The 20,273-nt window shown below is 64.0% G+C and carries 17 protein-coding genes; 7 read left to right on the top strand and 10 right to left on the bottom strand.

Annotated elements, in window-relative coordinates; genetic code table 11:
* Nucleotides 1–56: 56 nt before the first annotated feature.
* The 4 genes from ptxS to C163_RS13610 form a co-directional block, all read right to left on the bottom strand.
* Nucleotides 57–1,076, bottom strand: coding sequence for a transcriptional regulator PtxS (gene ptxS / locus C163_RS13595; protein ID WP_025339278.1), 1,020 nt, complete (start codon nt 1,074–1,076; stop codon nt 57–59).
* Nucleotides 1,077–1,348: 272 nt separating this feature from the next.
* A complete protein-coding gene (locus C163_RS13600) occupies nt 1,349–2,593 on the bottom strand; it encodes a cytochrome c (RefSeq protein WP_025339279.1) in 1,245 nt (414 codons plus the stop codon).
* A gap of 12 nt (nt 2,594–2,605) precedes the next feature.
* Complete coding sequence (locus C163_RS13605; RefSeq protein ID WP_025339280.1) at nt 2,606–4,390, bottom strand: GMC family oxidoreductase; 1,785 nt, start codon at nt 4,388–4,390, stop codon at nt 2,606–2,608.
* A 3-nt stretch (nt 4,391–4,393) separates the two neighbouring features.
* On the bottom strand, nt 4,394–5,134 hold the full coding sequence (locus C163_RS13610; RefSeq protein ID WP_025339281.1) for a gluconate 2-dehydrogenase subunit 3 family protein: 741 nt from the start codon (nt 5,132–5,134) through the stop codon (nt 4,394–4,396).
* 285 nt (nt 5,135–5,419) lie between these two features.
* Here C163_RS13610 and C163_RS13615 point away from each other — a divergent pair, with 285 nt between their 5' ends.
* Nucleotides 5,420–6,109: a histidine phosphatase family protein gene (locus C163_RS13615; protein ID WP_025339282.1), complete on the top strand. Its 690-nt coding sequence runs from the start codon at nt 5,420–5,422 to the stop codon at nt 6,107–6,109.
* 2 nt (nt 6,110–6,111) lie between these two features.
* The gene (locus C163_RS13620) at nt 6,112–6,990 is read left to right on the top strand and encodes a phosphatase PAP2 family protein (RefSeq protein WP_025339283.1); all 879 of its coding nucleotides are present in this window, start codon (nt 6,112–6,114) and stop codon (nt 6,988–6,990) included.
* Here the strand turns inward: C163_RS13620 and C163_RS13625 are convergent.
* The 6 genes from C163_RS13625 to C163_RS13650 all read right to left on the bottom strand — a co-directional run bounded on the left by C163_RS13625 (nt 6,972) and on the right by C163_RS13650 (nt 13,371).
* Nucleotides 6,972–8,252, bottom strand: a complete 1,281-nt coding sequence (locus tag C163_RS13625) for an OprD family porin (RefSeq protein WP_025339284.1) — start codon at nt 8,250–8,252, stop codon at nt 6,972–6,974. The genes C163_RS13620 and C163_RS13625 overlap by 19 nt on opposite strands.
* 43 nt (nt 8,253–8,295) lie before the next feature.
* Nucleotides 8,296–9,612 carry an MFS transporter gene (locus C163_RS13630; RefSeq protein ID WP_025339285.1) on the bottom strand — a complete coding sequence of 439 codons (1,317 nt, stop codon included), beginning with the start codon at nt 9,610–9,612 and terminating at the stop codon, nt 8,296–8,298.
* A 67-nt stretch (nt 9,613–9,679) separates the two neighbouring features.
* A complete protein-coding gene (locus tag C163_RS13635) occupies nt 9,680–10,204 on the bottom strand; it encodes a gamma carbonic anhydrase family protein (protein ID WP_025339286.1) in 525 nt (174 codons plus the stop codon).
* Between the two features lie 12 nt (nt 10,205–10,216).
* Nucleotides 10,217–11,407 (bottom strand): CaiB/BaiF CoA-transferase family protein, encoded by a 1,191-nt coding sequence (locus tag C163_RS13640; RefSeq protein WP_025339287.1) that lies wholly within the window; start codon nt 11,405–11,407, stop codon nt 10,217–10,219.
* 24 nt (nt 11,408–11,431) lie between these two features.
* Nucleotides 11,432–12,361 (bottom strand): hydroxymethylglutaryl-CoA lyase, encoded by a 930-nt coding sequence (locus C163_RS13645; RefSeq protein ID WP_025339288.1) that lies wholly within the window; start codon nt 12,359–12,361, stop codon nt 11,432–11,434.
* A gap of 98 nt (nt 12,362–12,459) precedes the next feature.
* Nucleotides 12,460–13,371 carry a LysR family transcriptional regulator gene (locus C163_RS13650; protein ID WP_025339289.1) on the bottom strand — a complete coding sequence of 304 codons (912 nt, stop codon included), beginning with the start codon at nt 13,369–13,371 and terminating at the stop codon, nt 12,460–12,462.
* A gap of 316 nt (nt 13,372–13,687) precedes the next feature.
* Here C163_RS13650 and C163_RS13655 point away from each other — a divergent pair, with 316 nt between their 5' ends.
* From C163_RS13655 to alkB, 5 genes are all read left to right on the top strand, one after another.
* Nucleotides 13,688–15,016, top strand: a complete 1,329-nt coding sequence (locus C163_RS13655; RefSeq protein ID WP_025339290.1) for a hypothetical protein — start codon at nt 13,688–13,690, stop codon at nt 15,014–15,016.
* 32 nt (nt 15,017–15,048) lie between these two features.
* On the top strand, nt 15,049–17,286 hold the full coding sequence (locus tag C163_RS13660; RefSeq protein ID WP_025339291.1) for an Ig-like domain-containing protein: 2,238 nt from the start codon (nt 15,049–15,051) through the stop codon (nt 17,284–17,286).
* A 15-nt stretch (nt 17,287–17,301) separates the two neighbouring features.
* A complete protein-coding gene (locus C163_RS13665; RefSeq protein ID WP_025339292.1) occupies nt 17,302–17,775 on the top strand; it encodes a curlin in 474 nt (157 codons plus the stop codon).
* 16 nt (nt 17,776–17,791) lie between these two features.
* The gene (locus tag C163_RS13670) at nt 17,792–19,237 is read left to right on the top strand and encodes a curlin (RefSeq protein ID WP_025339293.1); all 1,446 of its coding nucleotides are present in this window, start codon (nt 17,792–17,794) and stop codon (nt 19,235–19,237) included.
* A gap of 223 nt (nt 19,238–19,460) precedes the next feature.
* Nucleotides 19,461–20,108 (top strand): DNA oxidative demethylase AlkB, encoded by a 648-nt coding sequence (gene alkB, locus C163_RS13675; protein WP_025339294.1) that lies wholly within the window; start codon nt 19,461–19,463, stop codon nt 20,106–20,108.
* Nucleotides 20,109–20,273 lie beyond the last annotated feature (165 nt).

The raw sequence follows: 20,273 nt of genomic DNA on the forward strand, positions 1-20,273 counted from the left end.
CTTATGAAACCGGTTTCATTTTTTGTGACAGCAGGCACGCAGGTGCCTGCCTGTGATTACTGTGGCTGGGTTGAACCTCGGATGATCAGCTCGGCCTTGAAGTCGATGCGCCGGGCTGCCCCGCTGTCGCCGCGCAGGCGGCCAAGCAGGCTCTCGAATGCTGCCACGCCGATACGCTCGGTGGGCTGGGCCAGTGCAGTGATGCCACTGCCGACCAAGGGGTACCAGTCGAGGTCGTCGAGGGCGATCAGCCCGACGTCCGCGAACAGATTGCGCCCTGCTTCGTGCAGGGCACGGGTCACGGCCAGGGTGGCGACACCGTTGAAGGTGAAGATGGCCTGCGGGCCATGGCCGCTGCCGGCGAGGAACGAAGCCAGCTGGTCATCCAGCCCGGCGCCGATTTCCAGCACCTGCTGGCGCATGCCGGGGCGCCGGCTGATCGATGTGCCGAACGCTTGCACCCGCTCCAGGCGCGAGCTGGTGCCATCGAGGCGTTCGGTTACCGCCAGGATGTCGCGGTAGCCTTGGGCCTGCAGGTGGTCCAGGGCCTGCTCGACCGCGTCGGCATTGTCCAGGCCGACCAGGTCGACATTCAGTTCGGGCAACTGGCGGTCGACCAGCACCATGGGGATGTCGCGCTGCAGGTTGAGCAATTCGCCGGGGTGATGGCCAAGCGTGTTCACTATCAGCCCTTCGACGTTGTAGGACTGCAGGGCCACCAGGTGGTGACGCTCCTGCTCGTCGTCGCGGTTGGTGTTGCACACCACCAGGCTGTAGCCGTGCTGGCGGCAGGCAGTTTCCACGCCATGCATCACGGCCACTGAATAGGGGTTGAGGATATCGGCCACCAGCATGCCGATCAGGCGCGTCTGGCCGCGCTTCAGACCACGGGCCATCTGGTTGGGGCGGTAACCGAGGCGCTCGATGACCTCTTCCAGGCGCTTGGCGGTGGCTTCGGCGAGCAACTGCCGGTCACCGCCGATGTAACGGGAGACGGTGGCCTTGGAAACGCCAGCGACACGCGCTACTTCGCTGATGGTGACCCGTTCGCGGGCATGGGCAGGCGCGTCGGTCATGGGCTGTCCTTATGATTGTTGTGATAGCGATGAAACCGGTTTCAATACAGCAAAATCGCACGCGTTCGTCAACATGCCGTTGGTCGGCAGTGCGATACATATACGTAGTAAATACAATAAAAATGCGTTTTAACAAATTGAAATATATAGGAAAGTAACCCCCAATCCCTGTGGGAGCGGGTTCACCCGCGAATGCGATGTTGAAAGTGCCGACGCATTCGCGGGTAAACCCGCTCCCACAGTGGATTGGGGGTGCAGACAGAGGGATGCAGTTAACGGAGGGCTTTCACTTCACTGGCGGTGACGGCATCCCCTTGGTTACCCCAACTGGTGCGAATGAAGTTCACCACCTCGGCAACCTCCTGGTCACTCAGGCGCCAGCCGAACGCCGGCATGGTGAAGTTCGACGGTGCCGCGTGCGTCGCCGGCACTGTGCCCCCCGCCAAGACCACGTGGATCAGCGATGTGGCATCTGCCGTCTGCACCACCGGGTTGCCGGCCAGGGCCGGGAACACGCGGGTATAGCCCTGACCATCGGTACGGTGGCAGGCCGCGCAGTTGTCGATGTACACCGCCGCCCCGGGCTTGCTGTCGTCGCCCTTCCACAGCGCATCCGCCACCTGTTTGTCGTACACGTGCGGCTGGTCGTCAGGGTTGCTCGGCGGCAACGTCTTCAGGTAGCGGGCGATAGCGGTCAGGTCGGCGTCGCTCATGTGTTGCATGCTGTGCTCGACCACGTCGCTCATGCCACCGAACACGGCGCTGCGGTCGCTACGGCCAGTCTTGAGAAACTGCACCAACTGCTCTTCGCTCCAGCTACCCAGGCCGTCCTTGTGGTCGCCACGCAGGTTCTTGGCAATCCAGCCTTCCAGCGGTGCACTGCCAGCCAGGAACTGCTCGCCATCCTGTGGGCTCAGTGCCTTTTCCTGCATGGTCAGCGCCCGCGGCGTATGGCACGCGCCACAGTGCCCCAGGCCCTCGACCAGGTAGGCACCGCGGTTGACCACCGGGTCGGCAGCCGCCGACGCCTGCCAGGGCTTGGCCTCTGGCGCGAACAACCCGCGCCAGACCGCCAGTGGCCAGCGCATGCTCAGCGGCCAGGGGATGTCGGTGGCCTTGTTCGGCTGCTCGACCGGCTCCACGCCTTTCATGAAGTAGGCATACAGCGCCTGCATGTCCTGCTCGCTGACGCGCGCATAGGACGGGTATGGCATGGCCGGATACAGGGTGCTGCCGTCCTTGCCGACGCCCTTGCGCACCGCCTGGTCGAAGTCTTCGAAGCTGTACTGGCCGATACCACTGGCCGCCGGGGTGATGTTGGTGGAGTACACCGTGCCGATCGGTGTCTCCATCGGCAGCCCACCGGCGAACGGCTTGCCGCCCTTGGCGGTATGGCAGGCGACGCAGTCGCCGGCACGGGCCAGGTACTCGCCCTGGCGCACCTGCGCATCGTCATTCGGCGCAGCCTGTGCAGCCACGCTGGCACCCAGCAGGATTGCGATCAACATTGTCTTCATGCGCATCGCTCCTCAAGCCTGGACCAGCGGGCCAGGGTTTTTCAGGTACTGCTCGCGGATGGCGCGGGCCGACCAGTAGGTAAGCGCAGCCACCAGCCCGGTCGGGTTGTAGCCCAGCCCCTGGGGGAACGCCGAAGCCCCCGGAACGAACACGTTGTGCACGTCCCAGCTTTGCAGGTAGCGGTTCAACGCACTGGTTTTCGGGTCGGTGCCCATGATCGCGCCGCCGTTCAGGTGGGTGGTCTGGTAGCTGGCGGTGTTGAAGTGGTCCTTGACCTTCTTGCCCAGCACGGCAATGGTCTTGGGGTTCATCGCCTGGGCGATCTTGCTCAGCTTGTCGACCATGAACTGGTTCATCCTGATGTCGTTTTCCTGCCAGTCGAAGGTCATGCGCAGCAGCGGCTGGCCGTAGGCGTCGCGGTAGGTCGGGTCGAGGTCCAGGTAATTGCCACGGTAGGACTGGTGGGCGCCGTGGGCGTCCATCGACACCTGGTGGGTGTAGTAATCGGCGGTGGCCTTCTTCCAGGCGCTGCCCCAGGCCGGTGTGCCAGGCGGGGTGGCGCCGCCGGCAATCGGCCGTGTGCCGGCCTGGTTCACCCACATCGGCGAGCCACCGACGAAGCCGTGCGGGCCATGGTCGAAGTTGTCGGCGTTGAAGTCATCGATGGCAATGCCGTTGCCACCGGCACCGATGAAGTTGTTGGTGTAGGTGTCCTTGTCGAAGAACGCCTTGACCGTGCCCATGTTCTGGTAGGCGAAGTTACGCCCGACCACGCCTTCGTTCTTGATGGGGTCGTACGGTTTGCCGATGCCGGACAGCAGCATCAGGCGCACGTTGTTGAACTGGAACGCCGCCAGGATCACCAGGTCCGCCGGCTGCTCCACTTCCCGCCCCTGGGCGTCGATGTAGGTCACCCCGGTGGCCTTGCGCTTGCTGTCGTCCAGGTTCACCCGCAGCACATGGGCGTTGGGCCGCAGTTCGAAGTTCGGCACCTGGCGCAGCGCCGGCAGGATGTTCACGTTGGGCGAGGCCTTGGAGTACATGTAGCACACGTAGCCGCTGCAGAAACCGCAGAAGTTGCACGGCCCCATCTGCGCCCCGTACGGGTTGGTGTACGAGCCGGAGGTGTTGGCCGAGGGCAGGTTGTAGGGCTTGTAGCCCAGGCTAGCCGCCGCCTTTTCGAACAGCCTGGCCGACACCACGTTTTTCTGCGAAGGCAGCGGGAACGGGCTGGAACGGTCCGGCGCATAGGGGTTGCCGCCCTTCCCTTCGCCAACGACCTGGCCGTTGACGGTCCAGGCCTGGCCAGAGGTACCGAATACCTTTTCGGCAAAGTCGAAGTGCGGTTCCAGTTCTTCGTAGCTGACCCCGAAGTCCTGGATCGTCATGTCTTCGGGGATGAACTTGCGCCCGTAGCGTTCTTCGTAGTGGCTGCGCATGCGCAGCTCCATCGGGTCTACCCGGAAGTGCACGCCAGACCAGTGCAGGCCTGCGCCACCTACACCTTTGCCCGGCAGGAAGGCACCGAGCTGGCGATTGGGCAGTGCCACGTCGTTCATGCCGTGGCGGATGGTGACGGTTTCTTTCGACACATCGACGAACAGCTTCTTGCGCACGCTGTAGGTCAGCTCGTCGATCACCTGCGGGTAGCTGCCTTCCGGGTAGGTGTCCTGCATCGGCCCCCGCTCCAGGGCCACCACCTGCAGCCCGGCCTCGGTCAGTTCCTTGGCCATGATCGCGCCGGCCCAGCCGAAGCCCACGATTACCGCGTCCACTTTCTTCATTACGGTCGCCATGCCTCAGGCCCTCTCGCCACGGATCGAAACAGCCGGGAACGGGTAAGGCTCGTTGCGCTCGACCCAATCCATGAAATCGGCGCGGGCGCCGGGGAAGCCGATCTGGGTCCAGCCGACCATGCCTTTGTTGCCGCCATGGATCGGGTCGCAGAAGAACCCTTCACGGGTGTTCTGCACCAGCAAGCTGAAGAACACCTTGGCCGGCACGGTATCGAAAACCAGTTCTCCAGCCTCGACCTTGCTGAGAACGTGGTCTCGGGTAGCGCTATCTTGCGCAGCAAAAACTTGCCCGGAATTGGCCTTGCACCAGGCGTCCACGGCGGCGATGCCCAGGCGGTAGATCTGTTGCGGGCTGAGTTGCAGCTGGTAACCCAGTTCGGGCGCGGCGTCGGCCTTGAACGGGCCCTGCATGTACCACTGCGCGCCGGTTGCATAGGGGGTGTTCATCTGCCGGTCGATGAATTCGGCAGCGCCTGCTTCAAGTGCACCGGGGCCAAGCTCGTCGGCCGGGATGATGCGCGAGACGGCCGCCTGCACGAAGGCCCACTCCTCGGCAGTGAAGAACGTCGGCTGGTAGTTGCCCGCTGGCGGCGTGGCCGGCACTTTGGGCTCGTGTTGCGGGGCCGCAAGCAGCTGACTGGCACCCATGCCAAGCCCCGTGCTGGCCACGGTGACCACAGGGATCAAGGTCAAGGTCTTGCGCAGAAAGTCCCTGCGCGGGTTGTCTGGGGCATGGTCAGGCATTGCGAATCCTCATCGGCTGTGTGCGGCCTTGAAAAGCGCCATCTGATTTTCAATAGGGAGGGTGGTCTTGATAGGCCATCAAGAAAACAGCCGAATAATTTAGCGTGTTCAGAAATGTTTTGAAACCGGTTTCATGCTTGACGGCTCTACCGTAAGCCAGACCGAACCACTGCGGTAAATCGCATCCGGCCAAGGCAATTTTCACATCCAGGTCACTCTGCGCTGACATCCCGCTCCCTAAAGTGCCGACGCTCGCGAATGGAACGAGCTGACTGGAGTGGCAACATGCTGCAAGGCACCATCGACAAAACCCCGGCCCTGAGGCTGTACCAAACCTTTCGCCTGCCTTCGCGCGGCGTCCTGATCGCAGCACTGTGCATGCTGTTGGCAGTGACCGTGACGGCGGCCTGGGCCCATGCCCGCTTTGCCACCCCCAATCTTGGCAACACACACCATCCGCAACACAGCGAACTCCAGGCCAACTGGTCGAAAGGTTCGGTGATTGTCGTGCTTCGCCATGCCGAGCGCTGTGACCGCTCCCGCGGAGCCTGTCTGGGTGACCCAACCGGTATAACGGTCGCGGGCAGCCGGGTGGCCGCCGATGTAGGTCGCGGCCTGCAACGCCTTGGCCTGGGCAAAGCCGATGTATGGGCCAGCCCCGAGGTGCGTACCCAGCAAACCGCACATGCCATGTTCGGCAAAACCATCACCACGCAGGGCTGGCTCAAGCAGTGTGATGGCCAGTTTGCCGAGACCGCCTTTGCCCACAAGCGAAACGGCCACAACCTGGTGCTGGTCAGCCATAGTGGGTGCATGGAACAGCTGGAGCGCACGCTTGATGTGCCTGGTAGCGCGCGCTCGAACGGCTATGCCAGCGCCCTGTTCATCACTCAGGGCAGCGATGGCAAAGAGAAGCTGCTAGGCCAGATGGCTGCCAGTGAATGGAGCAAACTCGTCGACGCCATGGAACTCTGAACATGCCGCCCCGTACCGCCTACTACCGCAACAACCTGCTGCTGCCTCTGTTGCTGGCCGCTATCGTGTTCATGGCTTTCGACCTCACAGAGCTCGATCGCTGGATCAGCAACCTGCTACTGGACCCGGCCACCGGCCAGTTCCCGCTGTTGCACAACCAGTGGTTCGAGAAAGTCACCCACAAGTGGCCACGGATACTGCCGGATTGGACCGGTGAACTGGCGGTCATCGGCAGCTTGCTGTCGTTCATCTGGCCTCGCTTGGCCAACCGTCCGCAACCGGGCCTGACACGGTTTCTGGAAAATGCCCGAATCGCACCGGCCCTACGCTTTACCACCAACCACCGCCGCGACCTGCTGTTCGTGGTGGTGGCGTTCGCCCTGAGCACCACGGTGATTCACTACCTTAAAAGCCATACCAGTGTGTATTGCCCGGTGGAAACCACGCTGTATGGCGGTACGCAGGCCCAGGTCGAATGGTTCGAAAACTTCTCCTGGTGGGGCAAGGCCGGTGATGGCCGCTGCTGGCCGGGTGGTCATGCTTCCAGCGGGTTTACCTTGTTGGCGCTGTATTTCGTGGCATTGCGTTATCGCTGGGCACATGCCCGCAAGCTACTGGTGGCGATTCTGCTGATCGGGTTCGTATACGGCACTACCCGGGTGTTGCAGGGCTGGCACTACATGTCCCATACGTTCTGGGCCGGTATTTTTGTCTGGTTTACCACCTGGATAACAGCATTATTCTTCTATGGGCGCATCGCTTTGCAAGCGCCTGTGGGAGCGGGCATGCCCGCGAAGAATCCAGCGCGGTGTATGGCACCGGCTTCGCCGGTGCTCGCGAGCATGCCCGCTTGTGCAAAACCTCAGAATTCGAACGTGTAACCCACGATCACCCGGTTTTCATCCGCCGCATCGGCAAAGTTCGAACGCATGCTCGCGTTGCGCCAGCGCAGCGACACATTCCTCAATGGGCCCGACTGCACCACGTAGGCGATATCCGTGGTCCGCTCCCATTCCTGCCCTTCCCCACCTTGGGCTGCCAGCGCCCTGCCCTTGGCGCTGGCGATGCGCTGCGGATCTACCTGGTCGCCCTTCACATATCGCACGTTGAAGGTAAGCCCGGGGATGCCCAAAGCGGCGAAGTTGTAGTCATAGCGCAGCATCCAGGCCCGTTCCTTGGCCAGGGCGAAGGTGCTGACCTGCTGCTCGCTGAACAGGTAGGTATCGGTGCCACCCACGTAGGCATACGCCGTATCGCCGCGGCCCTTCTGATAACCACCACTGAACGTGTGGCCCTGAACGGTATAACCGAAGTTGGTGCTGAGCGTCTGGTTGTCGACCTCGCCAAGCAATGCACGTCCCTGCTCGCGTGCATTGAACCATCGCCACTCGCTGAATACTTCCCCAAGCCCCAGGGCGGCCTTGAACTTGAACCCTGCAAAGTCGCGGTGGAACAGGTCCTCGAGTTCACTGGCGTGCAAGCTCAGCGTCAGGTTGGCCAACAGCTGATAATCGACCCCGGCGTAGTACAACCGGTCACTGGTGACCGTTGCCGAATAGGCCCCCTGTTGCGCCATGGCGGTCAGGTCCTCATAGTCGGTGGAATCGCGCAGCTTGGTGGCATCCACCTGCATCAGGGTGAACGTAAACCGGTCCAGATCCTTGCTGGCCAGGTGCGCGCCGTTGAACCACTGGGGAAACAGGCGGCTGTTGTTGGACGCCAGCAACGGCAACTGCGGGCTCAGGCTACCCACTTTCAACTCGGTCTGCGCCAGCCTGGCCTTGAAGGTGGCCACGGCCTTGGCGTAGGCATCCGCAGCACGTTTGTCGCTGCCGCGCGGCAACAGGCCGGTGCCGCTACGGTCCGGCGAAGAATCGAGCTTGAGCCCCAGCATGCCGGCCGCATCCAGGCCGAGCCCGATCACCCCCTCGGTATAACCGGACTGTACGCGCAGCATGAAGCCCTGGGCCCATTCGCCACGCCGGGATTGCGTGGCGCTGGCGCCGTGAAAGTCGCGGTCGAAATAGAAATTGCGCAGTTCCAGGCTGCCGCTGCCGTCATCGATAAAGGCAGCCTGAGCGGATTGCCAGGCGCAGCAAAGCGCCGCGAGCATCAGCGATGCTCGCCGGGAGAGAATTATCATGGGTGTGCCTTGTTCTTTTTGTTGTTCGAAGACTCAGCGCCAATCAGCTTCTGGGGTTGCGCACGTAGCGCATCACCACCAGGCAGGCGATCAGGATCAGCGGTGCGATGGACAGCATGCCCATGTAGGTGCTGCCGGTGACATCGTTGATCTTGCCCACCATCACCGGTGCGACGATGCCGCTCAGTTGCCCGACCGAGTTGATTGCCGCAGTACCGGTGGCTATCGCAAGGCCCGAGAAGGTCGACTGCGGGATGGTCCAGAAGATCGGGATGGCAATGAAGGTGCCAGCGGTCGCCAGCACCAGCGCAGCCATCATTGCCAGGGACGAATCGGAATACAGGCACGCCAGCAGATAGCCAACGGCAGCGGCGAACAGGCAGTACACCAGGTAGCGCTTGCGTTCGCCGGTGCGGTCGGAGCGACGCGTCAGCAACACCATGCCGATGCAGGCCACCGCGTAGGGCAATGCCGACAGCACGCCGACCCAGAGCATGTCCTGCACCCCCGAGGACTTGATCAGGTGCGGCATCCAGAAGTTCAGGCCATAGGACGCGGTTTTGACCACGTAGTAGATGAACGCCATGATCGCCACTTCACGGGTCAGCAGCACCCGCCAGATCGAGCCGAGCACAGGCTTTTCGGTACGTTTGTCCTGGGCGAGGTTTTCCGCCAGCAAGTCCTTCTCGTCGCGGCTCAGCCATTTCGCGGTTTCAATGTCGCGGTCCAGCTTCCACAGCACCAGCAGGCCCAGCACCACGCACGGCAGGCCGGACATCAGGAACAACCAGTGCCAGCCGGCCAGGCCCAGCACGCCGTCCATCGTCCCCAGCAGGAAACCCGCCGCCGGGCCACCCACCGCGCCAGCCAACGGTACGGCCAGGAACCACAGGCCATTCATCTTCGCCAGGTGCTTGCGGGGAAACCAGCAGGCCAGGTAGAACAGGATCGCCGGCCCGAAGCCGGCCTCCATCACGCCGATCAGAAAGCGCAGGAAGTAGAGGGTGTACTGGGTATAGGCAAATACCAGCGCAGCCGTCGCCAGGCCCCAGGACACCATGATCCGGCAGATCCATGCCGGAGCTCCATAGCGTTTCAGCCCCAGGCTGCTGGGCACTTCGAAGAGTACGTAACCAACGAAGAACATGCTCGCGGCCAGGCCATAGGCGGCATCGCCAAGGCCTAGTTCCTGCTGCATCTGGGCCTTGGCGAAACTGATGTTGATGCGGTCGAAATAAGAGAACAGGAAGCAGATGATGGCCAGCGGCATGATGCGCCAGGCCACGCGACGGTACAGCAGCAGTTCATTGATGTGGCTGTCGTTGCGCTCACGCGCCAGTTGGCCGGTCATGGCAACCATGGTGGATCTCCATTCTTGTAATTATTGGAGAGCAGCGACGCCTCTGCCGGCGCCGCTTGCAGGTTTTTCAGCTGATGCGGACCAGTTTTTCCTTGAAGGCCTGGCCTTTGCCGACGTACTCGGCGGCGTTGCGCTGCATGCCGGCGATGGCCTCAGGGCTCAGTTCACGCACCACCTTGGCAGGGGCTCCCAGAATCAGCGAGTTGTCGGGGAATACCTTGCCCTCGGTGACGATGGCGCCGGCCCCGACCAGGCAATTCTTGCCGATGACCGCGCCATTGAGCACCACCGCCTGGATACCGATCAGCGCCCCATCGCCAATGCTGCAGCCATGCAGCATCGCCTGGTGGCCGATGGTCACACCCTGCCCCACGGTCAGCGCAAAGCCCGGGTCGGCATGCAGCACCGCGCCTTCCTGCACGTTGCTGTGCTGGCCGATGCGGATCGGTTCGTTATCCCCACGCAGCACCGCCTGCGGCCATACACTGACGCCCTGCTCGAGGGTAACGTCGCCAATCACGCTGGCATCTTCGGCGACGAAGGTGTCCGGGTGCAGGTTGGGCGTGAGCCTGTCGTATTGGTAGATCGCCATTTCAACCCCGCCTCAGGCCGCGTCGTCGGTTTTCAGCACACCGGCTGCGCACAGCTCGGCAATGTGCGCATCGCTGTAGCCCAGGTCGCGCATCACCTGACGGGTGTGCTCGCCAATGCGAGCGATCGCCCGGCGTGGCTGCAGGCGCTGGCCGTCCAGTGACAGCGGCAGCAAGGGCATCGGCGTGTGGCTGCCGTCTTCCAGTTGCAAGTCGGCCATTCCGCCGCTCTGCTGCAGGTGCAGATCGTCGAACAGTTCTTCCGGGCGGCGGATCGGTGCAAAAGGAATGCCGTTGGCTTCCAGTTGCAGCGCCAGTTGCCCCGCGTCCAATGGCGCGAACACCTCGGCCAGGTGCGCCAGCAGCCGTGGCCGTTGCAACACGCGGTCGTTGTTGCTGGCCAGCGTCGGGTCATCGAGCAGGGCCATCTGCCCCAGCACCTGGCACAAGGCATGCCACTGCCCTTCTCCGGTGGCAGCGACGAACATCTGCTCGCCGCCAGCAAAGGTGAACACGTCATAGATGGCCCAGGCGCTGATGCGATTGGGCATCGGCGCTGCAGCCTCGCCGGTGACGACGTACTGCTGCATGTGCTGGGCCGCGAGCAGGACGCAGTTCTCGTACAGGGCGCTTTGCACCTCGCGGCCGGTGCCAGTGGTGTGGCGCTCGTTGAGTGCAGCCAGCACGCCAATGGCACCGAACATGCCACCCATGATGTCGTTCACCGAGCTGCCCGCGCGCAGCGGGCGGCCCACTGGCCCGGTCATGTACGCCAGGCCGGCCATCATCTGCACTACCTCGTCCAACGCCAGGCGGTTGTCGTAGGGGCCGCTGAGGAAGCCCTTGTGCGATGCATAGATCAGCCGCGGGTTGCGCTGGCGCAGCGTTGCGTAGTCCAGGCCCAGCTTGTGCATACGCCCAGGCTTGAAGTTCTCGATGAACACGTCGGCGGTGTCGACCAGTTGCAGCACGGCGTCGCGGCCTTCCGCCGTTTCGACATCGACGGCGATGCATTGCTTGTTGCGGTTGAAGGTGCGAAAGAAGCCCGCCCCCGCGCCCAGCAAGCGGCGCGTGCCGTCACCGCGCACGGGTTCGATCTTGATCACTTCGGCGCCAAGGTCACCGAGGATCATGCCGCAGGTAGGCCCCATGACCATGTGCGAAATCTCGACGACACGGATGCCGTCCAAGGGAAGTCTGGACATCGTGCTACTCCTCGTTCGAGCAGGTCAGGCGTGGCGGGCAGCGCCAGGGAAGTTCAGCGGCAATCCGGCGCGGGCGATGCAGCCGTACAGGGACTCGCCCGGCAGCGCTTCGCTCAGCAGCCGGCGTGATTCGATCAGTGCAGGCAGGTCGATATCGGTGTCGTAGCCCATACTCTGCAGCATGAACACCAGGTCTTCGGTGACCGTGTTGCCGGATGCGCCCGGGGCGAACGGGCAACCACCCAGGCCGGCCAGCGAGGCGTCGAGCTCGCGAATGCCCTGCTGCACGGCAACCAGGCTGTTGGCCAGGGCCAGGCCGCGGGTATCGTGAAAGTGCGCGGCCTTCAGCCGCTCACCGGCAATTGCCCGCACGGCCTGGATCACCGTCGCCACCTGGCCCGGGTTGGCGTAGCCGGTGGTGTCGCCCAGCGAGACCAGGTCGCAGTCCGCTTCGATCACCTGGTGAGTGAGCGCACAGAGGTCGGCCAGAGGCACCTCCCCCTGGCGCGTGCAGCCGAAGGCGACCGACATGCCGGCCATGACCTGCACGTCGTGCAGGCCCATCTCGGTCCGCAATTGGCACATACGCCCCAGCTCCTCGACCATTTCCATGGGCGTGCGGCGTACATTGGCCATGCTGTGCGCCATGCTGACGGAGACGGGGGCAACGATGCGATGAGCGCCGGACTCGAGCGCGTCCCTGGCCCCACGCAGGTTCGGCGCCAATGCGGTGACTTGCAGGCCCGGGTATGTGAGGGCGTGAGCCACTACTTCGCGGGCATCGGCCATTTGTGGCAGCAAGCGCGCCGGCACGAACGAAGCAACTTCCATGTGGCGCACGCCAGCGGCGTAGGCGGCATCGATCCAGCGGCACTTGGCGGCTGTCGGCATGATCGCCTGCAGACTCTGCAGACCATCGCGCATGCCGACTTCGTTGATTGTTATTGTTGTCATCACGGTCTCTCTTTCTCAAGCGTTGCGCCAGACTAAGAGCTGGACGGCGAGCAGAAAAGACGTGTTTCACGGCCTGATCCATCGTCAGCCACGATGGATCAGACCGCCGCCTGCCAAGCCGGTGCGCGCAGCAGCAGGTGGTCCAGCAGGCGCCGCGCCGAAAGCGACAGCGTGTGCCGGTCGCGCATGCAGATGACGAACTCGCCCAGTGCCCAGTCGTCGGTCAGCGGTATAACCCGCAGGTCGAACAGCGCCGCATAGCGGGCCACGGCTTCCTGAGGGAACACTGCCAGGCCCAGGCCGAACTGCACCAGGCGGTACGCCGCGTCGAACGACGACACGTAACAGCGAAAGCGCAGCTCATGGCCCGACTGTCCGGCGCTTTTACGCATGAAGGTGTTAAGGGTGGCGAATGCCGACAGGCCCAGGTGGTCGTAGCCCAGGGTTTCCTCAAAGGCAATCTGGCTGCGCCCTGCCAAGGGATGGTCAGCGGCGACGACCACGGCCAGGTGGTCTTGGCGGTACGGCACGAACTCCAGGTCGCCCACCGCCATGGATTTGCGGCAGATGCCCAGGTCTGCGCTGCCCTCAGCCACACCGCGTACCACGTCGGGGCTGAAGCGCTCTTCGATATCGGCCTGGATGAGCGGGTGTTCCAGCATGAACGCCGACAGTTCCTCAGGCAGGAACTCCATGATCGACGAGACATTGGCCAGCACCCGCACATGGCCGCGCGCGCCTTCGGCGTACTCGCTCAGCTCGCTGTCCAGGCGTTCCATGGCCCGGACCATTTCCCGGGCATGGCGCAGCAGAGCCAGCCCTGCCGGGGTCGGCTCCACACCGCGTTTGCTGCGTTTGAGCAAGGCAGTGCCAAAGCGTGCTTCGATGTCGGAAATACGTTTGCTGACCGCAGACGGCGCCATGAACGCGCGCTCGCCGGCGCGGGCGATGGTGCCTTCCTCACAGACGACGATGAACAGGTTCAGGGACAAGTGGTCGAGGGGCTGCATTGCTGGGCTTGCCTGAGAGGATGGAAAGGCCGGTGCAATGTAGCATGGGCGCGCAGGCTTGACTCGCAGACACCGGCGAAGCCGCACAGGAATTCCGTTCACACAGATGTCACGAATGGGTCGGTACCACCTGCCCCACTCCCCAACCTTGGGGGCACGGCGCCCAACGTCAAACGCCTCCCAATACCCTTGCAGGAGAATTGGATCCCTTGCCCTGCAAGGGCTACAGCGCATTTTTTCCGGTTTGGCACGCCTATTGCCGATCTCCTGCCAGACGCCCCAAGTCCATGGGCCCGTTTGCAGGAGGAAATGACTCATGCACCGACCGATACCCCACCCGCTGGCAGTGGCGATTTTCGCCGGCATGCTCCAGCTCCCGGCGCAGGCTGCCTTGAACGCTGTCGATCCAGGCGCCTATGTGCCCGCCAACGGCGGCTTCCCCGCCTGGTACCAGGACAGCCACGGTCGTACCCTCGACCTGTGCCTGACCAAGGCAGTCAGCTCGCGGGTGCCTGGCGCGCCCGGCGCACCGTCGTACATGTGCACGCTGCTGCCTACCCCCGGCGTGTTCGACGATACCCAACCCATCGTCTTCCCCACCAACTTCCCTGACGAGGCGTTCTGGTTCACCGCCGACGCCGCCATCGTCGACGCCACTCGCGGCATCGATCTCAGCTACGGCACCGCGATCGAAGCGGCATTTGCCGCCGAAGAACCGGTCGACGGCGACCAGGTCAGCTTCGCCCGGGTGCGTATCCGGGTCGACGTGCCAACCGCCGGCACCTACGTGGTCACTCACCCCTACGGCGTTGAAGTGTTCGACGTACCTGCGGCCGGGCGCCGGGCGATCAACATGACCCGCGACATCGGCATTGCCGGCGCAGGTGATTTCACCGGTGCCCTGAAAGGCGATGTCGGGCCGTTCCTGCGCAGTGTCAACGGCCCCTACACCGAAGGCAGCGAGCGTTTCATCGGCGACCCGAACCTGGAAGAACGGGTGACCGGCAGCCCGTTCAACACCAACTACGTGCGCATCGAAGGCCCTGGCGGCATCGACCTGCGCACCGAGCTGTTCGCGGTTTCGGGCAAGCTTTCCGCAGTGGCCCTGCCAACCCCGCTGATGCCGCAACGCACTACCTACTCGCGGCATACCGAGAACGGCGACCTGCGCGCCCAGCAGGACATCTTCGTGATGGCTCCGCCGCCACCGGCCAGCGTCACCCTGACCAGCCAGACACCCAACCTGAACCTCACCGAGGCCAACGGTACCGGCGCCTGGTACGCCCAGTCGGTGCTCGACCCGGCCGCCGGGACGGTCCTGACGCTGACCGCCGACAACAGCGTGGCGATCCCCACCAGCAGCCTGACCACCGCCAACGTGCCGCTGACCGACCTGGTCACCATCACCCAGGCCCAGTACCGCCTGTCCACCGGCGAGCTGACCCTGGTGGCCAGCACCAGCGACGAAACCACGCCGCCAGTGCTCACCGCACATACCGGCAACGGCGCGCTGATCGGCAACCTGAGCGGAACTGGCGCCGTGAAGACGCTGAGCACCAGCCTGTCGCCGATTCCGCCGGCCAAGGTGCAGGTCACCAGTGCCAATGGCGGTAGCGACACCGAAGACGTGGTGCTGGTGCCATGAACAGACAAAGGCTCAGCCTTCAAGGAGGCAGCATGAACACTTGGTCGCGCCGTGCGCTGTTGGCCGCCGGTTTCTCCCTTACCGTTACCAGCGCCGCGTTTGCCGCGCTGTCCGATGTCGACCCGGGGCCCTACACCTTCGCCACCGGTGGCTATCCGATGTGGTACAAGGACAGCCTCGACCAGTCCCTGGAGCTGTGCCAGTCCCGTGCCACCAGTACGCGAGCACCCGGCGCGCCAGGGGCACCCGCCTACATGTGTACCTTGTTGCCCGAGCCCGGCATCTATGACGATGCCCTGCCGTTGGTGTTCCCGGACAACTGGCCGCCAGAGATGTTCTGGTTCCTGGCTGAAACCGCCATTCCGCAGGTCGGCAACAGCGGCTACGAGCTGGAGGTCTATGTAGCCGGGGTGGAGGCAGCCTTCGCCGCCGAAAACCCGGTCGATGGTGACCAGCAGAGCTTCGCCCGCATCCGTATCCGTGCTTCGGTCCCAAGTACCGGTACCTACACCATCACCCACCCTTACGGGGTGGAGACGGTCAACGTCACCACGGCTGGGCGCCGGGCGATCAACATCACCCGGGACATAGGCATTGGTGCTCCTGGCAACTTCCGGGGAGCGCTGGCGGGGGCGATCGGCCCTTGGCTGAAGGGTGTTGGCGGGCCTTACACCGCGGTCAACCCCGATACCGGCGCCATCGAAACCTACATCGGCGACCCCAATATCACCGAAGCGGTGACCGGCAGCCCCTTCAATACCAACTTCGTGCGCATTCAAGGCCCCGCTGGCACCATCCAGACCAACACCTTCACTGTTTCAGGCAAGGTACTGGACCAGCGTGCCCAGACCCCGGTCAGCCTGGAACGCGCCACCTACTCGCGCAATGCCACCGGCACCCGCACGGAAGTGTTCGCCAAGGCGCCCAGCGCAGCCAGCCTGTGCATGCGCAATGGCATCGCCCTGGTCGGCACCCCGCCTTCGCCGTGCCAGTACACCCTCACCGCCGACAACAACGGGCTGTTCTTCCACCAGCAGTTCGGCCAGGAAGCACCGCCTGCAGTGGTGGTGGTCACCGCCAGCAACAGCGCCGGCGGTACCCAGCCGACCGCGCTGTCGAGCAAGCTCACCGACGTGGTCAAGGTCAGCACCGCACGCTACGACTGGGCCAACAAGCGCCTGCTGATCGAGGCCAGTTCCAGTGATGAGGTGGCGATCCCCGACCTGCTCGCCCAGGGCTACGGTCGCCTGTCCAAGGCAGGCACGCTGCAGAGCCTGACTGTCAACGACGTACCGCAGCCACCGGCCACCATCACGGTCAAGTCGGCACGTGGCGGCAGCGATGTCGAACCGGTGGTCGTGGTCGGCAACGCACCGGTCGAGGCGGCCAACCAGCCACCGCTGGCCCAGGCCGATATCGGCAGCACCAGCGTCGGCATCCCGATCACCCTCAACCTGCTGCAGAACGACAGCGACCCGGACGGCAACGTACCGCTGACCATCAGCGACCTGACCCAGCCCGGTACCGGCCTTGGCGGCGTGGTGATGAACGGCACCACCTCGGTCACCTACACCCCGCCAGCCGGGGCCACGCAACCCGTGGTGGCCACCTTCAGCTACCGGGCGGTGGACGCCAAGGGCCTGAAGTCGGAACCGGCTACTGTCACCATCAACGTAGCGCCCAACCGGGCACCAACCGCCAACCCGGAAACCGTCGCCACCTTGGGCGTGCCATTGACCATCAACGTGCTGGCCAACGACACCGATCCGGAAGGCAACGTGCCGCTGACTGTCCCTGCTACCTCCCTCACCCAGCCGGCTACCGGTCGGGGCACAGTCAGCACCGACGGCACCACGGTGACCTACACCCCACCGGCCACGGTGACCACCGCCTTCACCACCACCTTCACCTACCAGGCGCGTGACTCGCTGGGGGCGCTGTCCAACCCCAGCACCGTCACCGTCAACGTGTCGCCACGGCCCGCCGCCGAAACCTTCGCGGTCACGGCAGCCACGGTCACGGCACGCTCCAACAACCGTTACAACTGGGACCTCAGCGGTACCTCGTCGGTCACCACCGGCAACACCGTCACCGTGCGGGTTACCACCACTACCGGCGTGCAGACCCTTGGTACCGCCACGGTAGCGCTGACCGGCCGCTGGCGCCTGGCGGTGAGCAATAGCACCACGATCATCCCGACTGCGGCACCGACGGCGACGATCACCACCAGCCAGGGCACCACACGCACCGTCAACGTAACCGTGCAGTAAAGGCCGGAGGTTGCAATGAAACGCCTGTACCCCCTGCTGCTCGGCCTGGCCCTGGTGGGCCAGGCCTGCTGGGCCGACGACCTGCTGGACAATGCCGACCTCGCGCCCGGCAACGACCTCGGCGACCCGGTGATCATCCGCCTGCTGCCGGCCGGCGCCGGCCAGGCTGCAGTGATCGAGCAGCAAGGCGCGGGCAACCGCGCCGCCCTCGACCAGAACGGCCAGGCCCTGCTGGGCCGCATCGTCCAGGCCGGAGGCGCGCAGGAAGCGTACATCTTGCAGGAAGGTAGTGACCTGATGGCCATCATCAGCCAACAGGGAAATGGCAACAGCGCGTCGATCCGCCAGAGCGGCAGCAGCAACAGCGCGGCCATCGAGCAGATCGGCAACGACAACAGCGCCAGCATCGTGCAGTCCGGCACTGGCCTCAACAGCTCCGTGACTCAGGCCGGCAATGGCCAGCACGTTCAGATCACCCAATACCGATAGACCTGGAGGCACCCCCATGTACAAGCTCGCTCCGTTAAGTGCCGCTATCGTCCTGGCCCTTGCAGGTCAGGCCATGGCTGCTGACAGCACCTCGTCCCAGACCCAGGACGGCAAGGAAAACATCGCCGAAGTCAGCCAGTCCCTGGCGCCATACGCCTCGGCCACCCAGACCCAGACCGGCAAGGGCAACAACCACCTGGCGGTGCAATCCGAGAGCACCAGCGATATCCAGCAGAGCGCCAACGGCCAGTACAACGCCGGCTACGCCGACCAACTGTTCGAGAACGGCAGCCAGGTCACCCAGCACGCCAGCGGCAGCTACAACGATGCCTTCGTCAGCCAGTCGCTGGGCCTGGGCAACCAATCGCTGCAAACCCAGCAAGGCGCCGAAAACAGTTCGACCGTGTGGCAGGACAGCCAGGAAGGCAGCAAGGCCACCACCTGGCAATCCGGCCAGCGCAACGAGGCCTTCATCGAGCAGACCTTTGGTGGCAGCAACAACAGCAGCATCATCAACCAGACCGGCCAGGACAACTACGCCGCCGCCGAGCACCTGAGCTACGTCGATGGCGATATCCAGGTCTACCAGGATGGCAAGGGCAACTGGGCGTATGGCGACCAGCGCGACGGCACCGGCGGCACCATCGGCATTGGCCAGTACGGTGGCGGCAACTCGGTGGAAGTGTGGCAGGACAACCAGACCGCCAGCCAGGCATCGGTAACCCAGTCCGGCCAGATGAACGAAGGCTATATCGACCAGAGCTTCGGCATGAACAACAAGGTCAGCCTGTCGCAACAGGGCACGGCCAACGCCAGCTGGTCGGACCAGTTCGAGACCAACAACTCGACCACCACCATCACCCAGACCGGTAGCAACAACGTGCATTTCACCTACCAGAACGGTGAAAACCTCAACCTGACCATCAACACCAAGGGCAATGGCAACAGCGTCACTGCCAGCAACTGGAAAGGCGCCAAGATGGGCGGCCAGTTCGGTACCAACCAGAACGCCACCATCAACCAGAACGGCAATGGCAACGGCGCCAACCTGACCCAGAACGGTGACAACCAGCTGGCCACGCTGACCCAGAAAGGCACCGGCAACCAGATGGAGACCAAGCAGGCCGACATGAACAACGAGCTGTACTTCGAACAGAACGGCACTGACAACATCCTGATCGCCGACCAGCGTGGCACCGAAAACTATGCCTACGGCAACAGCCAGGGCACCGGCAACGTCATCAACCTGGACCAGTCCGGCTACAGCAACCAGAGCTACACCAACCAGCTGTACGGTGGCGGCAACGAAGCCACCATCAAGCAGGTTGACAGTTACAACGTCGCCTACGTGACCCAGGGAGGCCAGGGCAACAAGGCGTACGTCGACCAGAGCGGTGTTACCCAGACCGCGACCATCAGCCAGCTGGGCAGCGCGAACGTGGCCACCGTGACCCAGCAGTAGATCGCTCCCCCCTTGAACCGCGGTGCTCCTCTCCCTGGTGCCGCGGTTCCTTTTTATTCCTGTCAGAACTTCTTTTTTTGCCAACTAGTTCGCGGGCCCGCTCCCACAGGTACTCAACCGCCGTCAAAGCCTGCGCCAACCCTGTGGGAGCGGGCATGCCCGCGAATAGGCCAAGCCTGCCAAGCGCATTACAATGGTCCACACCCCAACCGATGCCTGCCCCATGATCCAGTCCGACCTCGACCTGTTCGGCCCCCAGCCGCAACGCCTGGCCAGCCACACCGTGCTGCTGCCCGGCTTCGCCCTGGCCGAGATCGAGCCTCTGCTCGATGCCCTGCGCCCGGTGCTGCGTGCCGCGCCGTTCCGGCACATGCACACCCCGGGCGGCCTGCGCATGGCGGTAGGGTTGACCAACTGCGGCACGCTGGGTTGGGTCAGTGACGAACACGGCTACCGCTACAGCCCCTGCGACCCGCTCAGCGGCAAACCCTGGCCCGCCCTGCCCCCCCTGTTGCTCGAACTGGCCACCCGCGCCGCGGCCATGGCCGGGTTCGACGGCTTCGTGCCGGATGCCTGCCTGGTCAACCATTACCTGCCGGGCACCCGCCTGAGCCTGCACCAGGACCGCGACGAGCAGGACTTCGGCCAACCGATCGTGTCGGTGTCGCTGGGTTTGCCGGCGGTGTTCCTGTTCGGTGGCCTGCAGCGCGCCGACAAGACCCAGCGCATCCCACTGAGCCATGGCGATGTGCTGGTCTGGGGTGGCGAGGACCGCTTGCGCTTTCACGGCGTGCTCCCGATCAAGCCCGGCGTGCATCCGCGCCTGGGTGAACGGCGGATCAACCTGACCTTGCGCAAGGCCGGTGGCTGAATCGGACCAACGGCCCGCCACCCGGCGCAAACAGGATGAACGCGCATGAAACACGTTGAACATCTTGGCCAGGCAAGCTTCAAACGATATGCCATGCCCTCTTCAGCCTGGAGCCCGCCATGCCCTGCCAGCCCTGTTCCCCAACCCCTCACAGCGGAGCCGCGC

Source organism: Pseudomonas sp. FGI182 (assembly GCF_000511325.1).
In the GTDB taxonomy this organism is placed as follows: domain Bacteria; phylum Pseudomonadota; class Gammaproteobacteria; order Pseudomonadales; family Pseudomonadaceae; genus Aquipseudomonas; species Aquipseudomonas putida_Z.

Excerpts from the sequence above, each read along its gene's own strand:
- C163_RS13605 (WP_025339280.1), bottom strand. The coding sequence starts at position 4,390 with ATGGCGACCGTAATGAAGAAAGTGGACGCGGTAATCGTGGGCTTCGGC.
- C163_RS13620 (WP_025339283.1), top strand. The coding sequence starts at position 6,112 with ATGCCGCCCCGTACCGCCTACTACCGCAACAACCTGCTGCTGCCTCTG.
- C163_RS13670 (WP_025339293.1), top strand. The coding sequence starts at position 17,792 with ATGTACAAGCTCGCTCCGTTAAGTGCCGCTATCGTCCTGGCCCTTGCA.
- C163_RS13645 (WP_025339288.1), bottom strand. The coding sequence starts at position 12,361 with ATGACAACAATAACAATCAACGAAGTCGGCATGCGCGATGGTCTGCAG.
- alkB (WP_025339294.1), top strand. The coding sequence starts at position 19,461 with ATGATCCAGTCCGACCTCGACCTGTTCGGCCCCCAGCCGCAACGCCTG.
- C163_RS13615 (WP_025339282.1), top strand. The coding sequence starts at position 5,420 with ATGCTGCAAGGCACCATCGACAAAACCCCGGCCCTGAGGCTGTACCAA.
- C163_RS13650 (WP_025339289.1), bottom strand. The coding sequence starts at position 13,371 with ATGCAGCCCCTCGACCACTTGTCCCTGAACCTGTTCATCGTCGTCTGT.
- C163_RS13660 (WP_025339291.1), top strand. The coding sequence starts at position 15,049 with ATGAACACTTGGTCGCGCCGTGCGCTGTTGGCCGCCGGTTTCTCCCTT.
- C163_RS13665 (WP_025339292.1), top strand. The coding sequence starts at position 17,302 with ATGAAACGCCTGTACCCCCTGCTGCTCGGCCTGGCCCTGGTGGGCCAG.
- C163_RS13610 (WP_025339281.1), bottom strand. The coding sequence starts at position 5,134 with ATGCCTGACCATGCCCCAGACAACCCGCGCAGGGACTTTCTGCGCAAG.
- ptxS (WP_025339278.1), bottom strand. The coding sequence starts at position 1,076 with ATGACCGACGCGCCTGCCCATGCCCGCGAACGGGTCACCATCAGCGAA.
- C163_RS13625 (WP_025339284.1), bottom strand. The coding sequence starts at position 8,252 with ATGATAATTCTCTCCCGGCGAGCATCGCTGATGCTCGCGGCGCTTTGC.
- C163_RS13655 (WP_025339290.1), top strand. The coding sequence starts at position 13,688 with ATGCACCGACCGATACCCCACCCGCTGGCAGTGGCGATTTTCGCCGGC.
- C163_RS13600 (WP_025339279.1), bottom strand. The coding sequence starts at position 2,593 with ATGAAGACAATGTTGATCGCAATCCTGCTGGGTGCCAGCGTGGCTGCA.
- C163_RS13630 (WP_025339285.1), bottom strand. The coding sequence starts at position 9,612 with ATGGTTGCCATGACCGGCCAACTGGCGCGTGAGCGCAACGACAGCCAC.
- C163_RS13635 (WP_025339286.1), bottom strand. The coding sequence starts at position 10,204 with ATGGCGATCTACCAATACGACAGGCTCACGCCCAACCTGCACCCGGAC.
- C163_RS13640 (WP_025339287.1), bottom strand. The coding sequence starts at position 11,407 with ATGTCCAGACTTCCCTTGGACGGCATCCGTGTCGTCGAGATTTCGCAC.